Origin of the sequence: Amycolatopsis sp. cmx-4-61 (genome assembly GCF_046548775.1) — a bacterium.
In the GTDB taxonomy this organism is placed as follows: domain Bacteria; phylum Actinomycetota; class Actinomycetes; order Mycobacteriales; family Pseudonocardiaceae; genus Amycolatopsis.
This window is the reverse complement of sequence record NZ_JAEBEI010000003.1, coordinates 149,020-164,255: the sequence shown is the minus strand read 5'-3', so window position 1 is coordinate 164,255 and position 15,236 is coordinate 149,020. Positions and strand designations below refer to the sequence as shown.

Annotated in this window: 10 protein-coding genes; 4 read left to right on the top strand and 6 right to left on the bottom strand. The window is 69.1% G+C overall.

Annotation, left to right across the window (positions count from 1 at the left end; all coding sequences use genetic code 11):
* Positions 1 to 261: 261 nt before the first annotated feature.
* Positions 262 to 1,620: a PHB depolymerase family esterase gene (locus ACLJOU_RS13125; protein ID WP_410566993.1), complete on the top strand. Its 1,359-nt coding sequence runs from the start codon at positions 262 to 264 to the stop codon at positions 1,618 to 1,620.
* Positions 1,617 to 2,954, top strand: coding sequence for a ricin-type beta-trefoil lectin domain protein (locus ACLJOU_RS13120; RefSeq protein ID WP_410566991.1), 1,338 nt, complete (start codon positions 1,617 to 1,619; stop codon positions 2,952 to 2,954). Before ACLJOU_RS13125 ends, ACLJOU_RS13120 begins: the two co-directional genes overlap by 4 nt.
* A 143-nt stretch (positions 2,955 to 3,097) precedes the next feature.
* Here ACLJOU_RS13120 and ACLJOU_RS13115 read toward each other — a convergent pair whose 3' ends face one another.
* Positions 3,098 to 3,832: a PP2C family protein-serine/threonine phosphatase gene (locus tag ACLJOU_RS13115; RefSeq protein WP_410566989.1), complete on the bottom strand. Its 735-nt coding sequence runs from the start codon at positions 3,830 to 3,832 to the stop codon at positions 3,098 to 3,100.
* Positions 3,833 to 3,985: 153 nt separating this feature from the next.
* Between ACLJOU_RS13115 and ACLJOU_RS13110 the strand changes: the two genes are divergently transcribed.
* Positions 3,986 to 8,965, top strand: a complete 4,980-nt coding sequence (locus ACLJOU_RS13110) for an RHS repeat-associated core domain-containing protein (RefSeq protein WP_410566987.1) — start codon at positions 3,986 to 3,988, stop codon at positions 8,963 to 8,965.
* A gap of 125 nt (positions 8,966 to 9,090) precedes the next feature.
* On the opposite strand, the gene ACLJOU_RS13105 is transcribed toward ACLJOU_RS13110, so the two are convergent.
* The 5 genes from ACLJOU_RS13105 to ACLJOU_RS13085 form a co-directional block, all read right to left on the bottom strand.
* Positions 9,091 to 9,609 (bottom strand): hypothetical protein, encoded by a 519-nt coding sequence (locus ACLJOU_RS13105; RefSeq protein WP_410566985.1) that lies wholly within the window; start codon positions 9,607 to 9,609, stop codon positions 9,091 to 9,093.
* Between the two features lie 12 nt (positions 9,610 to 9,621).
* On the bottom strand, positions 9,622 to 10,341 hold the full coding sequence (locus ACLJOU_RS13100; RefSeq protein ID WP_410566983.1) for a hypothetical protein: 720 nt from the start codon (positions 10,339 to 10,341) through the stop codon (positions 9,622 to 9,624).
* Positions 10,334 to 10,483, bottom strand: a complete 150-nt coding sequence (locus ACLJOU_RS13095; protein WP_410566981.1) for a hypothetical protein — start codon at positions 10,481 to 10,483, stop codon at positions 10,334 to 10,336. The genes ACLJOU_RS13100 and ACLJOU_RS13095 overlap by 8 nt, the downstream gene beginning before the upstream one ends.
* A gap of 413 nt (positions 10,484 to 10,896) precedes the next feature.
* Positions 10,897 to 11,724 carry a helix-turn-helix domain-containing protein gene (locus ACLJOU_RS13090; protein ID WP_410566979.1) on the bottom strand — a complete coding sequence of 276 codons (828 nt, stop codon included), beginning with the start codon at positions 11,722 to 11,724 and terminating at the stop codon, positions 10,897 to 10,899.
* A gap of 235 nt (positions 11,725 to 11,959) precedes the next feature.
* Positions 11,960 to 12,136, bottom strand: coding sequence for a DUF397 domain-containing protein (locus tag ACLJOU_RS13085; protein ID WP_410566977.1), 177 nt, complete (start codon positions 12,134 to 12,136; stop codon positions 11,960 to 11,962).
* Between the two features lie 873 nt (positions 12,137 to 13,009).
* Between ACLJOU_RS13085 and ACLJOU_RS13080 the strand changes: the two genes are divergently transcribed.
* Positions 13,010 to 15,196, top strand: a complete 2,187-nt coding sequence (locus tag ACLJOU_RS13080; protein ID WP_410566975.1) for an ATP-binding protein — start codon at positions 13,010 to 13,012, stop codon at positions 15,194 to 15,196.
* Positions 15,197 to 15,236: the final 40 nt, after the last annotated feature.

The window sequence follows — 15,236 nt, the reverse complement described above, 5'->3', positions numbered from 1 at the left end:
CGCGAAAACGGGTGGGCACGGAATCGGGCCGAAAAGTAACTTTCACCGGCGGATCGAGTGATCATTGACCTCGTCGTCGACCGCTCTTATCGTGAATCCTGTCCGAAGGGTTCGGCAACCGGCGAATTCGCCGTGCGCAGCAGCCGCATTTCCGAAGGGGATTACCCCATCCCGTCCGGGACGCGAGCCGGACCCGACCCGAGAAGGCCGCTTCCGGCGATCTGCCGAGCAGTGGATCCGGCGACGAAAGCGGAGGAAGCGATGAAACGGGTGATCCGCGGCCTGCTGGCGCTGGTCCTGATGCTGCCGCTGGCCGTCACGTTCCTGACCTCCGGTTCCGCCGCGGCCGCCACCTTGACCAGGGTCACCGACTTCGGCGCCAACCCCACCAACCTCGGCATGTACGTGTACGTGCCCGACTCGGTGGCGGCGAAGCCGGCGCTGCTCGTGCTGGTGCACTACTGCAGTGGTTCGGCGGGCGCGATCTTCAACGGCAACGGCCACGACTACGTGACGGCGGCCGACCGGTACGGCTACGTCATCGTCGTGCCGGAAGCCACCCGTGACGGGCACTGCTTCGACGTGTCGACGAAGGCGGGCCTGACCCGCAACGGCGGCAGCGACTCCACCGGCATCATGTCGATGGTGGCCTGGGCGCGCCAGCGCTACAACGTGGATCCCGGTCGCATCGTGGTCAGCGGCTTCTCTTCGGGGGCCATGATGACGAACGTCCTGGCCGCCGAATACCCCGACGTTTTCTCCGCCGGCGCCGCGTTCTCCGGCGTGCCCGCGGGATGTTTCGCGACCACCCACGGCTCCTTGTGGAACAGCCAGTGCTCCGGCGGGAACATCGTCAAGTCCGCACAGCAGTGGGCCGACCAGGCTCACGCCATGTACCCCGGTTACACCGGCGCGTACCCGCGGATGCAGCTGTGGCACGGTGACCAGGACACGACGCTGGCCTACCCGAACTACGGCGAAGAGATCAAGCAGTGGACGGCGCTGCACGGGCTGAACCAGACGCCGTCCGCCACTGACCACCCGCAGTCGTCCTGGACGCGGAACCGCTACGGCGACACCGGTACCCACGCTCCCGTGGAAGGGATCGTCGTCTCCGGGACCGGGCACACCCTGCCGCAGAACGGGATGCTCGCGTACGCGATCTCCTTCCTCGGTCTCGACAACGGCGGCGGTACCGGAACCCGCAGCGGTCCGGTGCGTTCGGTCGCCGCGGGCCGGTGTCTCGACGTGCCGGCCCGGTCGACGACGCAGGGCACCCGGTTGCAGCTGTGGGACTGCAACGGCGGGGCGAACCAGACGTGGACGGCCACCGCCGCCGCCGAACTGACCGTCTACTCCGGAGACACGCTGCGCTGCCTCGACGCCGAAGGGGGCGGAACCAGCGCGGGCACGGCGGTGATCATCTGGGCGTGCCACGGCGGGGCCAACCAGAAGTGGCGGAGCAACGCCGACGGCACCGTCACCGGCATCCAGTCCGGCCTCTGCCTGGAGGTCCCGGCCGGCTCGACCGCCAACGGGACGGCCGTGCAGCTGGGCGCCTGCGGTGGCGGCCAGAACCAGAAGTGGGCCGGTCCGGCCTCGACCACGGCCGCGCGGTGACCACGACAGCCGGCTCGCGCGAGCGGGAGGACACCGGGATGTGGCGACGTTTCCGGCGACGCGGCACTGTGCTCCTGGCTGTGCTCCTGGCCGTGCTCGGGGTGGTGCTCGGGCTGACGACCGCCGCGCAGGCGTCGGCGGCCGACAACCCCTACCAGCGGGGACCGGATCCCACCCCGGCCGGCGTCGCGGCGGATCACGGCACGTTCGCCACGGCGCAGACGACCGTGCCCAAGGGCAACGGTTTCGGCGGCGGGGTCGTGTACTACCCGACGGACACGACCGCCGGCACCTTCGGCGCCATCGCGATCGCGCCGGGCTACGGCACGGAATGGCGGTGGTACGCGTGGCTGGGCCCGCGGCTGGCGTCCTTCGGGTTCGTCGTCGTCGGCATCGAGACGAACAGCCTCGACGACTACGCCGACGCCCGGGCGGACCAGCTGCTCGCCGCGCTGGACTGGCTGGTGACGAGCAGCCCGGTGCGGGACCGGGTCGACCGGAACCGGCTGGCGGTGGGAGGCCACTCGATGGGCGGCGGTGGCGCACTGGTCGCGGGTACGCGCCGGCCTTCGCTCCTGACCGCCGTCGGCATGGCCCCGTACGTCCCCAACGGAAACCTGTCCGGCATCAAGATCCCCACCGTGCTGTTCGGCGGTCAGACCGACACCACGGTCACCCCGTCGTACCTGGCGAGCGCCTACGCCACCATCCCGGCGACCACCCAGCGCGCCTACCCGGAGATCGCCGGCGAGGGCCACGGCTTCGCCGCCGGTGGCGGCGGCGGGAACTCCGGCGCCTTCGCCCGGGTGATGATGGTGTGGCTGAAAGTGTTCATGGACGCCGACACCCGGTACTCGCCTTTCCTGTGCCCATCCCTGTCCGACATGCGGGGGATCTCGAAGTACCAGGCGAGCTGCCCGCTCGGCCCCCCGGGCGGGACGCAGCCGCCCCCGGAGACGTCCCGGCTGGTCAACGCCAACGCCGGCCGGTGCCTGGACGTGCCGGGCCAGGCCCAGGCGAACGGCACGCAGGTGGCCCTGTGGGACTGCAACAGCGGGAACAACCAGCAGTGGACGACCACCGCCGGCCGGCAACTGCAGGTCTACGGCAGCAAGTGCCTCGGCGCCGACGGTCCTTCGCCGGGCGCGAAGGCGGTCATCGGCGACTGTGCCGGCGGGACGGCCCAGCAGTGGAACAGCAACGCCGACGGCACGATCACGAGTGTCCAAAGCGGACTGTGCCTGGACGCGTCCGGTGCCGGCACGGTCAACGGCACCAAGGTGATCGTCTGGACCTGCAACGGCGGAGCCAACCAGCGGTGGAACCGGAGCTGAACCGCAGGTCAGGAACGCAACGATCCATCTGTGCGCAGGTCACGCCGGCCGGAGGGCCGGGACGGGCAAGGCCGCTGGCGAGGTCCGCGGGAAAGCTGTTCGTCGGCCGGGAAAGCTGTCATCCGGGAGAATCGGCCAGGCGCTCACGCCGGGGTCACCTGGACGATCACTGCGGTGGCATTGTCCTCTCCGCCCGCCTTTTCGGTGTCGGCGAGTAGCTGGCGCACTTGCCGGTCGGGGGTGGCCGCCCACTGCAGGACTTCGCGGATCCGGGCGTAGGGCACCTGGTCGGTGACGCCGTCGCTGCACAGCAGGAGGACGTCACCGGGGCGCGCGGCGATGTTGAGCACGTCCGGTTCGGGGTGAGCGCTGTGCCCGACGTACCGGGTCAGCTGGTAGCGGGCGGAGTGGGCCTCGGGTGAATCGAACGCGTACCAGCCGTTGACGGCACCGAGCCACGCCATGGTGTGATCGCTGGTCAGTTGTTCCAGCAGACCGTCTCGAAGGCGGTAACCGCGGGAGTCGCCGATCTGCACCAGCCAGAGTCCGCCCGGGGACGCCGCCAGGGCGGTCAAGGTGCAGCCGGTCAACCGGCCGATCCGCCGGCCGGCCGCGCCGACCTGCACCTGGGCTTCGGCGACCGCGGCCCGGAGCGCCGTGGCGTCGAGGGCGTCGAGGGCGTCGAGGGCCGGGCGGATCCGATCGACGAAGACATCGACGGCGGTACGGCCGGCCGCGCGGCTGCCTTCCCCGTCGCCCATGCCGTCGGCGACGACCGCGAGCAGCGGTTCCTGCGTCAGGTGGACGACGTCGAAATTGTCCGAGTACCGGCGGCCGACGACACTGTCGGCAGCGGCGCGGAACGTCAAGTCGGTCATCCCGGAAAGGATGCCACCCGGTCTGCGAGCGCGTCGTCCGCGCTCTGCACGCCGCGTTCGGTGCGGCGAACCCCGGACCGTGCGTGCTCGCGCCCGGCGGGGTGTGTTTAATGGCAACTTCGGGGTCAGTCAGGTGACTGAAGCGGGGGACGGATGAGCAACCCACTGGTCGCGCAGACCAAGGACTCGACGACGGCGTACTCGGGGATCTCGCTGCTGGAGTCGGCGAACGACCTGAAGTCGGCCATCGAGAGCGGCGACTGGGCCTCGGTCGCGATGGGCGCCGTCGGCACGGCCCTGGACGCGTTGTCGATGGCGATGGACCCCTTCGGGGCGATCCTGGCCGCCGGCGTCGGGTGGCTGATGGAGCACGTCGGCCCGCTCAAGGAAGCCCTCAACGGCTTGACCGGCAACGCCGACGAGATCGCCGCGCAGTCGGAGACGTGGAAGAACATCGCCACCGAGCTGGGCAGCATCGGTGAGGACCTGACCGGGATGGTCAAGGCGGACACCGCGTCCTGGACCGGGTCGGCCGGCGATGCCTACCGCCAGCGTGCCCAGGACACGGTGACCCTGCTGGAGACCGCCCAGAAGGGCTGCGAAGGCGCGTCCAGCGGCGTGAAGACCGCCGGCGAGGTGGTCGCGGCGGTGCGGGCGCTGGTGCGCGACATCATCGCCGAGCTGATCGGGCACCTGATCAGCTGGGCGCTGCAGGTGGTGTTCACCCTGGGTATCGGCCTGACCTGGGTGGTCCCGCAGGTCATCAACGCGGTGGCGAAGACCGCGTCGAAGATCGCGGACCTGGTCAAGCGGCTGGTCACGGCGTTGAAGGCGCTGATCCCGCTGCTCAAGCGGGCGGGCGACCTGTTCGGTGACGCGGCGAAGGCGTTGCGGAACATCAAGCCGGGCAAGACCGCGCCGCCGCCCAAGCACGCCGACATCAACGGCAACCCCAAGGACATCGGCGGACCCAAGGGCAAGGGCGGGGACGACTCCACCACGGCGGCGGGCGACCACTCGCCACCCAAGCACGACCCGCCGAAGAACGACCCGCCGCCGGCCAAGAACGACCCGCCCAAGAACGACCCGCCGCCGACCTCGCGCGGCATCGACGACCCGCCGGGCGGCGGCTCGACCAAGTCCGCCGGTGCCAAGGGCTCGGAGGGGTCGAAAGGGCCGGACCGGAACACCTCCGAGACCAAGGAGCCGGGCTGCAAGGAAGGCAGCGGCGACCCGATCGACGTCCAGACGGGCGACGTTCTGGTCACCGAGAGTGACCTGGTTGTGCCCGGGCCGCTGGGGCAGCTCATCGTCCGCAACCACGTCTCGTCCTACCGGGCCGGGCGCTGGTTCGGGAGCTCCTGGGCGTCGCTGGTCGACGAGCGGCTGACCGTCGCGCGGGGGACCGTCACCTACTACAGCGCCGACGCGATGATCCTGCGGTTCTCCGTGCCCGCGCCGGGCCGGACGGTCACGAACCCGCACGGTCCGCTGCGCCGGCTCTACGAGCAGGGCGCCGAATACATCCTGGAAGATCCCACGCGGGGCACCCTGCGGCGGTTCGTCCCGGCCGCGGGGAACCCGGAGCTCTTCCTGCTCGAGGAGGTCCGCTCGGAGAGCGGGGGCTACACCGAGCTGCAGCGCGACGCCGAGGGCGCGCCCGCGTTGCTCACGCACTCCGGTGGCGCGCGGATCGCCTTCGACGTCGCCGGCGGCCGGATCCGCGCCGTCCGGGCGCTGTCCGAAACGGGGGACGTCCTCGTCGCCCGGTACGACTACGACGAGCACGGGCACCTCAGCCTGCGCGCCAACTCCTCGCCGCGGCCCGCCCGCTACACCCACGACCCCGAAGGCCGGATCACCGGCTGGACCGACCACGTCGGCTCCTGGTACCGGTACGTCTACGACCAGCACGGCCGCTGCGTGCGGGGGGTCGGCGACCAGGGCTACCTCGACGCCGCGCTCGCCTACGGCGACCGGCGCACCACGGTGACCGACTCCTTCGGCAAGCAGACGGTGTACGAGTTCGACGAGGACGGCAACACGATCGCGCGGACCGACCGGCTCGGCGGCGTCACCCGCAGCGAGTGGGGACCGCGCGACGTGCTGCTGTCCCGCACCGACCCGCTCGGCCGGCGCACCGAGTTCGAGCACGACGCGCAGGGACGGCTCGTCGCCGTGCTGCGGGCCGACGGCTCCCGGGTGGTGATCGCCGAGCGGAACGAGACCGAGCTGGTGATCGAGGTCGTCCAGGGGCACGGCGAGCGCGTCTTCCGGCGCCGCTACGCGGCCCCGAACCTGCCGGATCCCTACACCGACCCGCTCGGCGTGAGCGCGGACCAGCATCTCGAGCAGGCCGGCGACGCCGGGCCCGAGCCGGGCTTCGCCGTTCCCCGCGTCGAGGCCGACCTGTTCGGGCGGCCCCGGGCGATCGAGCACACCGGCGGCCGGACCGCGTACGCGTGGACGGTCGAAGGGTCCCTGCGCGAAGTCCGCGCCGCGGACGGGACCCGCCGGCAGTGGACGTTCGACGGCGAAAACGCGGAGACGTCCCGCACCGACGAGCTGGGCCGGGTCGTGCGCACCGAAAACGGCCCGATGGGCACGATCACCGCCACGATCGACGCCACCGGTGCGCGCACCACCCACCGCTACGACACCGAGCTCCGGCTGGTCGCCGTGACCAACCCCGCCGGCCAGACCTGGCAGTACACCTACGACGCCGAAGACCGGCTCCTCTCCCAGACGGACTTCGCCGGCCGCGTCACCCGGTGCGAGTACGACGCCGCGGGGCAGCGGGTGCGGCTGACCGGACCGGCCGGGGAGACCGTGGAGTCGCGGTACGACCTGCTGGGCAACCTGACCGAGCGGATCACCTCGGCGGGCACCGAGACCTACCGCTACGACCCGGTCGGGCGGCTCGTGCACGCCACCGGGCCGGACGGCGTGCTCGAGCTGGCGCACGACGCCCAGGGCCGCGTCACGCGGCAGACCACCGCGGCCGGGACGACGACGTTCACCTACTCCCACGGGGAAAAGACCCGGCGCACGCCGTCCGGAGTGGACGTCCACTGGGGACAGGACGCGGACGGCGCCGAAGTGCTGCGGATCGCCGAAACCGAGCTGACCCTGCACCTCGACGCCGCCGGTCGCACGCTCGGCCTTTCCGCCGGGGTGAACCCGGTGCTCCGGCAGGAGTTCGACGTCGCGGGCCGGCTCGCCGCGCAGCACACCCCGGCCGGCGCCACGCGGTACCACCGGCGCCCCGACGGCAGCGTCGCCTTCCGGGAGGACCCGGCCGGGGGAGCGCGCTACGAATTCGACGCCGCCGGCCGCGTCACCGCAGTCCTGCGCCACGGCGGAGCCGAGCGCTACGCCTACGACGTCCTCGGCAACCTGATCTCCTCCTCGCCGGGCACCGGTCCCGAGGCGGGCCCGCGCCAGTACGCCGGGGGCGTGCTCGCCGCGGCGGGCGCGGTGCGGTACGTCCACGACGCGCAGGGCCGGCTGGTCCAGCGGACCCTGCCGGCGCCGGACGGGACGGCACTGACCTGGACGTTCGGCTGGGACGCCCACGACCACCTGGTCTCGGTGCGCACGCCGGACGGCACCCGGTGGCGCTACCGCTACGACGCGCTGGACCGGCGTACCGCCAAGGAACGCCTGACCACCGCGGGTGCGGTCGCCGAACGGGTCGACTTCGCCTGGGACGGCACGAACCTCGTCGAGGCCCGGCACACCGCGGGTGGCGTGCCGGTGGAGAGCCTGACCTGGATCCACCACCCGGACGAAGACCGGGTGGTGGCGCAGGCGCGCACCCTGCCCGACGGGCGGGTCGAGGTTTCCGCCGTGATCACCGACGAGGTCGGCACCCCGACCGAGCTGGTCGACCCGGACCACGGCACGGTGAGCCCGGTGCGGACGAGCCTGTGGGGCCTGACCGCGGCCGGCGTCCACCCGCCGACGCCGCTGCGGTTCCCCGGGCAGTACCTCGACGCGGAGACCGGCCTGCACTACAACGTCTTCCGCTACTACGACCCGGCCAACGCCCGCTACATCTCGCCGGACCCGCTCGGCCTGACCCCGGCGTTGAACCCCGAGACCTACGTCGAGGACCCGTTCCTCGCCGCCGACCCGCTCGGCCTGACGAGGAACAGCGGCAAGGTCGTCAACTACGCCGACGACCCGACCGCGTTCCTCGACGACGACGAAACCTTCGAGGCGCAGGCCCCGTGCAAGAAGGCTTCGAAGAAGCGCCCGAACCCCAACCCCGGCGCCGGCAACGGCGCCGCCGGGACCGGCTCCGGCACCAAGAAGCCCCGGACCGGCCGGTACGACCCGCCGCTGACCGGTGACGCCAACAAGCCGCACGGCGATTCCGGCCGCACGGTGATGGAAGGCGGCGGGAAGTCGGGCGGCGGTTCGATCGACGGCTCCGGCAAGGGGAAGTACCCCGGCGGTACCACGCCGGCGGGCAACCACCTCACGGACGTCAATGACCTGAACGCGACCAAGCACGCGAACTTCGACCCGCGCCTGCGGGCCGAGCTCGACAAGCTCCGCAACCCCAACGACAAGAACGGGTACAAGCCGGACACCGACGAGGGCTACTTCATCAAGGGGCACCTGAAGAACAACGACCTCGGCGGCTCGGGCACCGCGGACAACATGACCACGTTGTCCCGCAAGGCGAACTCGCAGATGTCGGGCAACTTCGAGAACAAGCTCAAGCAGGCCGACATCCGGATCGGCCAGTTCAAGGACACCGTCAACCACATGAGCGACGCGGAGTTGCGGCGGAAGATGGACCAGTGGGGCATGACCTCGACCCCGGCGGAATTCCGCAAGCAGGCCAACGACCTCAAGGTGGACTACTCGGTCACGGCCAGCGACAACGTCAAGTGGAAGGACGCCGTCAACCCCGCCGAACGCGGCATCCGGGACCACGTGAAGCTCGACGCCGAGTACAAGGGCCTGACCTCCGACGTGCAGAAGTTCATCCAGCACAACAAGGAGGACAACTTCCTGCCGGAGTTCCCGCCCAAGGGAACGAAGCTGGACACAGTCAGCGGCGCGTTCGACCCCCCGATCAAGTGGGGATCGAACCGGCCGATGCCCAACCTCGGCGAATAGCCGGGCCGCTCTCCACCGGGCCACCAATCAGTGCCTGCTTCAGGTGCCGGAGGCCTCCGGCCGGGAAGGTGGTTTCTCGACAGCCATTCCCAACCGGAGGCCTTCACCCGTCCACATGCAGGTTGTCAGCGCCGCGGAGGCCGGACGTCGCGCGGCCAGTTGACGAGCCGCGGATAGGGGACATGCTGCTTCTGGTGGCTGACCGGCGCAGGCGCGGTGAGACCGAGGAGGCGATACATGACGTCCTGCAGGTTTTGTGCGGCTTTGCCGGGGACCGAGGTGAGCTGGTCGGCGATGTGCAGGCCCAGGCCTTGTCGCTGCGCGCGTGCGGCCGCCTCGAGCTGAGGTTCGAGAGGGCGCTCCGGGTCCCAGCCTGGCGCTTCGGCCGACAGACTGGCAGCTGGTGTGCCTTCCAGAAGCGGTTGCGGTCCGTGGGGCAGCTTGAGCACCGGGGTCCCGATGCCGGCCGCGAAGGTCGGCACTGATCCGTAGTCGCCGAGCACGAAATCGGCGGCAGCGATGGGACCACGCCAGTCGCTACCCGGCGCGATGAGGATCATGCCGGCATCGAGGCAGTCCGCGAGAACGCCGCACACCCAGGCATGGCCGTACTGCGACCAGATCGCCGGGTGAAGCAGCGCCACAACCTGGTATTCCTAGGCGGGGAACGCGGCTACGACCTCGTGGAACACCTTCGGATCGAAGCCCCATGCGGATCGTGGTGACCAGGTCGAGGTCACCACGACCGTCCGGCGGCCGTCCGCAGCATTGAGTGCGCCCTTGTAGTGGAGCCGGTAGGGAAGGCTCGCGACCAGTCGGTCGAAGGCGATACAACCGGCGACCACGGCGTTGGGGAGGGCTTCTCGGCAGGTCTGCTCGAGCAGGTGCAGTTCGCGCACGTGAGTCAGGATGATCGCGTCGGCACGGACGTGCCCGTCCCGCATCAGCTGGTCGCGGTCCAGCCCCGTGACCCGTGCGCAGCCGCCGCTGGCGAAGAGAGGTCGCCAAGGCCGGTACTGGCCGAACCCGCCGCCGTGCGGGACGAGCAGGCGCGGCCCCCGGACATCATCGATCCCACGGGTGCTGGCGGCGAGTACAAGGCCGTAGCCGGGCCGGCGTGCCTGGTGCCAGGGCACGACGATCTCGCCTCGTTCGCGCAGGAGTTTTCCGACGTCGGGCCAGCAGTCGTACGGCTCGGGCACGGTACATATGCGAACCAGCCGATAATCGTTTTCGATCTGCAGGGTGAGGTCGTCGATTCGCAGCCCGGCGACGGTGTGGGGGTGGAGACTCGCAACGGGCACCGTGTTCGGATGCGTCGCCAGGTGACGGTAGTGGTCTTCGGCAGAGTTGCGGATGTCCGGCTGGTCATTCACAGCGGCCTCCGCCTGTGACGCGCGCGATAAGTGCGCTGATGTGGCTGGTGTTTTCGGAGGTGCTGATGTCGCCGGTGAAGCTGTTGTGTGGCGAATGTGGCGTAACGGGCGGTTCGTGCAGGCGCGCGACAGCGTTGTTCACGGCTTGTTCTCCTGTAACGAAGTAGCGCTCAGCAGCGTCTGTACAGGCATGGGCCTGTCTGGCGTGCTGGAGGTCGTTGCGCTGGTGGTCTGATGAGATCCGGCGTGTGGTCCGGATCCTCATGCGTGCTTGCGTCGCCACTTCCGGGTGACCGTCGGTCAACTGCCTTCACGGAGTGGCAGTTTTTCAACTGTGCGCAACAAGAACCGTCACTCTGATGAGTGTCTCGTATTACTGACAGCTGAATTTGCGACGAAAACACCTACGGCGGAGGCGGGCACAGGATGTGAGGCCGTATGCTGTCGGCTTGGCAGTACGTCCGCACATCTCGCGTGAGTGTGGGTGGGTGGCTATTGCCTCGGAAGCGGTCTCTGGGTCCAAGCAGAGGCCGCTTCTCTATGTCTACGTCTGTCTCATGACGCCTCCACTCGAGCGATTGCGTCCTCTATCAGGCGGGCGGTGTCCTCTGCGGGTGAGGCTGCGGCACCGAGGCGATCGAAGATCTTGAGGAAGTCGACAGCCTTCTCCGCACCGGTCACGTCGTCGAAGAACTCGTCGCCGTCGGGCCGCTCGATGGCGAGGAACAGGTCGTTGGGCTCATCTGACAGCTCCAGGACGACGAAGGAACTTTGCATTCCCTCCACCCATCCCGCTTTGAACGTCAGGACCTGGAGTGTCACACTCGGCCGGGCAGCCACGTCGGCGAGGTGCTGGAGTTGTTCGAGCCAGTTGCGCGGGTCGGTCACCCTTCTGTGGAGCACTGACTCGTCCACGATGAAGTGGTGCTGCTGGTCCTTGTTCTCCAGGCGCTGCTGACGAGCCTGGCGCAGCCCGATCTGTCGCTGAACGAGCTCTTCGCTGCCGCCGCCGGCCCGGACCAGTGACTCGGTGTAGGCCGGTGTTTGCAGCAGGCCCGGCAACATGTGGAACTGGTACTGGCGCATCACGCGCGCGGCGGTCTCCAGTCCGAGGAACTTGACGAAGTCGGGGCTGTTGGTGTGCCGGTAGTCGTCCCACCACGCGCGCTGGCGTCCTGCCTTGACGATCGCAACGTAGTTGTCGACGCGTTCGCGGTCGGTGATCCCGTAGTGCAGCAGCAGTGCCTTGAGGTCGGTGGTGGCTAGTCCGATCTTGCCTTGCTCGATCCGCAACAGTTTGCTCTTGCTCCAGTCCAGGGCTTCGGCAACCTCGTCCTGGGTTAGGTTCAAGGACTTCCTGGTGTCGCGGAGCACTGCTAGCACGCGCCGAACCTCTGCTATCGGCGGGTGCGCCGTAGTCATGGTCGGTGGCCTCCTGTTCAATCATCGGTAGAGTAGCTCGTGATGTCGCAGTCTGCTAGAGGCAAACTGCCACGTGGCAGAACAATAACAGGCAACCTGCTACTGATCACTGTTGGGTGTGGGGTGATTGAGTCTGCAATCAACGCGAAACCCCTGGTCGGCGACTGCTGACCAGGGGTTTCTTCGATCCGAGGGATTACTGGCTGGCGAGGCCTCTCGCGAAGACAATCCAAGCCGACCGCTTCAGGTGAAGGGTTCGGCTGGGGTCTTTCGAGTCGCGGAGCAGCACGTTGGAGGAATTGGCTGCGACCTCGACGCAGTTTGTGCTCCCCCCGGAGCCGCTTGACGAGCTTCTGATCCAGCGGACGCTCACGGGGGCGGGGGCCTCGGGCTCTTGCTGGTCGTTTGGTGCCACGTGGTTCCCCCGGTTCTCGTCGAGCGTGCACCCGGCTTGCCGGTCGTGCGCAGGTGGTCGCGGTGTGACCAGTTCTGTAGACCTTAAGCGGGTCCTGGCGTGATCGACACCGCCGAGAGATGGATTTACGGTTCACGCTAATCGTGACGGAGTGACGTCGACCTGTCGGATCGTGGACATTTTATGGACAACATGATCGCCGCCGATTCGGGTGCAGTTGCACAGGCGAAGGCGGGTGCGCCGGGCCGGTGCTTCCGGGCGCTTGACCGGGTTCTCGGACGACGACTGCACGGGGTTGAAACTTCGGCCGGACCGTCTGTGGCCAGCGCAAGGGTTGCTTGGGGGCAAGTGGTAGCGGGTCGGATCGATATCCCGCATCACTCAAAACGTAGGGCAGTGAGGATTGCCTTCCGAATTCTGTAAGGGTCCACTGGTGCGACGCCAGAAAGGTGTGGCATGGAATTTACCTTTGCCGCGACGAATGTCGAGTCCGGATCTATTGCGACGTGTTTGGCCACGGAACCCCTCGACTCGTCCCACGCCGAGCGGGTCTGCGGTGACGGACGCGCGGGCGCCGGAGCTGTCGGCCCGCCGGACGTGGCCGGTGTCGTGCGTTCGGGTGTTTCGCCGCCCGATCGATGCTCGTACGCGGGAGAAGAGGTAGACAAGAAGGTCCGGGACGGTGGGGAGTGCTCCTGCATGAATAGTGTGAACAGGGCAGAGCAGCTGTGGTCAACCTTCGACGCCGGCAGCAGCGCAAGGCGGGTGGCAGGCGCTCACGCGCCGGGTGTGTCGGCGCAGCCGCTGCAGGGGCACAGTCGAGGACTGGCGGTGCCGGCGCAGCTGGGAGCGGCCGATGTCAACGTGGCTCATTGGGGGCAGGTGGCGGCCTTGCCCGCGGGGTGGCAGCCAGGCACTCCGCGTCAGTTGCCGCCCGTGCCTGCCGGCTTCGTGAGCCGGGCTGGGGAGCTGGCGGATCTCGACGACTTGATCGAGGCGGTCGGTAGCAGGCAGAGCGAGCAAGCGAGCGTCCGCGTGATCGTAGGACCCGGCGGGGTCGGCAAGACCGCGCTTGCGGTGACGTGGGCATCAAGGCGCGCCAAGCAGTTCCCGGATGGGCAACTCTACGTCGACCTTCGAGGTTTTTCCGCCGGCGCAGCCGTGCTGCCGGGTGAGGTCCTCGCCTCGTTCCTGCGAGCGCTCGGCGTGGACACCGAGCGAGTCCCGGTCGAGCTCGCGGAACTGACCGGTCTTTTCCGGACGGTGACAGCCGGGCGCCGCCTTCTGCTGGTGCTCGACAATGCCGCTTCGGCCGCACAAGTCCGACCGTTGATCCCGGCGTCCGCGGACTGCGCGGTCGTGGTGACGAGCCGATTGCGCCTGGACGCTTTGTTCGGAGACGGAGCACAGTTCATCGAGCTCGCGCCGCTACCACAGCGAGAGGCCGTCAGGCTACTTGATCGGGCCGTGGGTGCGGTGCGCGCGAGGAAGGAATCGGCTGCGATCTCGGAGCTGGCGAAACTGTGCGGCTGGTTTCCGATCACTCTGCGCGTCGTGGCAGCGCAGCTGGCGGCGCGGCCGCGCTGGCCGGTGTCGCGGGTGGTCGAGGAGCTGCGAGACGAGCGGCGACGGCTGACGAACCTGTCGCGTTTGACGGGGGCCGACGACTCCGTCGCCGCGACGTTCGACTGGTCCTATCGGGCATTGCCACCGCGTGTTGCCGGAGTGTATCGAGGGATGACGGAGTGTTCGATACCGGAGTTCGGCGTAGGCGTCGCCGCAGCGGTCGCCGAGATGGCCGATCATGACGCTGCGCTGGCTCTGCAAGAGCTGGTGGATGCGAGTTTGCTGGAGGAGATCGAGCTGGACCGGTTCCGCTTCCACGACCTGATCCGGCTGCATGGGCGGGCACAGCCCGACGACCACAGGTTCGAGGTCAGCGCCCGCGCAGCACGGTGGTATCTACGGGAGCTGACCCGCGCCAATCTCGTGGTGATTCCGATGCGCTGGCGGGTCGGCCCGGCCGCGGAGCAGCTGAGTGGTGAGTCCGCCCGGTTCGGCTCCGGCAGTGAGGCGTTGGAGTGGCTGACGGCGGAACTGCCGAATGTGATGGCGGTGCTGGAGGACGCGGTCGCCGACCGGCACGACGAGCTGGCCTGGCAGCTGTGTGAGGCATTGTGGGAGCTGATGCTCTACCGCAAGCACTACCCGGAATGGCTGCGGTCGCACGAGCTGGGGATCCGTGCGGCACAGCGGTGCGGGAACAGGGTGGCGGAGTCACGGCTGCGCTATCAGCTCGGCCGTGCCTACTTGGACCTGGGACAGCTGGGGCCGGCCGAATCGGAGACTCGTCAAGCGGTCGAGCTGGCACGCGCAGCCGAGGATCGGCGCAACGAGTCGGCGGCGCTGGAACAGCTCGGGATGGTGGCTCAGAGCCGCGGTGAGGTGGATACCGCGGTGATGTTGTTCAGCGACACTCTGCACATCGAGCAGGAGCTGGGTATCGAGCGAGGAGTGGCGGCGCGGCACCGCCGGATCGGGGAGGCGTTGCTGCAGGTCGGTCGCGAGACGGAGGCGGCAGGGCACTTGGGGGCGGCGCAGCAGCTGTTCAGCGAGATCGGCGACGACAAAGGGCAGGCGCGCGTGGCGCTCGGGCTGGCCCGGATCGACGCGCGATCCGGACGCCCGGAGACGGCGTTGCGCCGGCTGCGGCAGGCCCGTGAGGTGCTCGGGCAGTCGGGGTCGGCGGTGTATGAGGCCGAAGTGCTGATGACACTGGCGGAGGTGGCCCGCGGCGACGAGCAGGAGAAGACGGTGCGGGCCTATCTCGCCGAGGCCGTGGCGTTGCTCGATGACGTGGGAGGCGTCGCACTGCAACGGGCGTTGGCCGCACTGGAGGCGCTCGACGGGGAGGACGACAGCGAGCTCGCGCAGCCGCCTGGCAATCAGCCACGGGCGGGTGCTGACGGCGCTCTGCGCGGCGATGCCGAGGATGGTCGAGGTGTCACCGATCAGTAGGTCGGTGTGTCGCCCGTGGCCAGGTGAGGTTTTTAGAGGG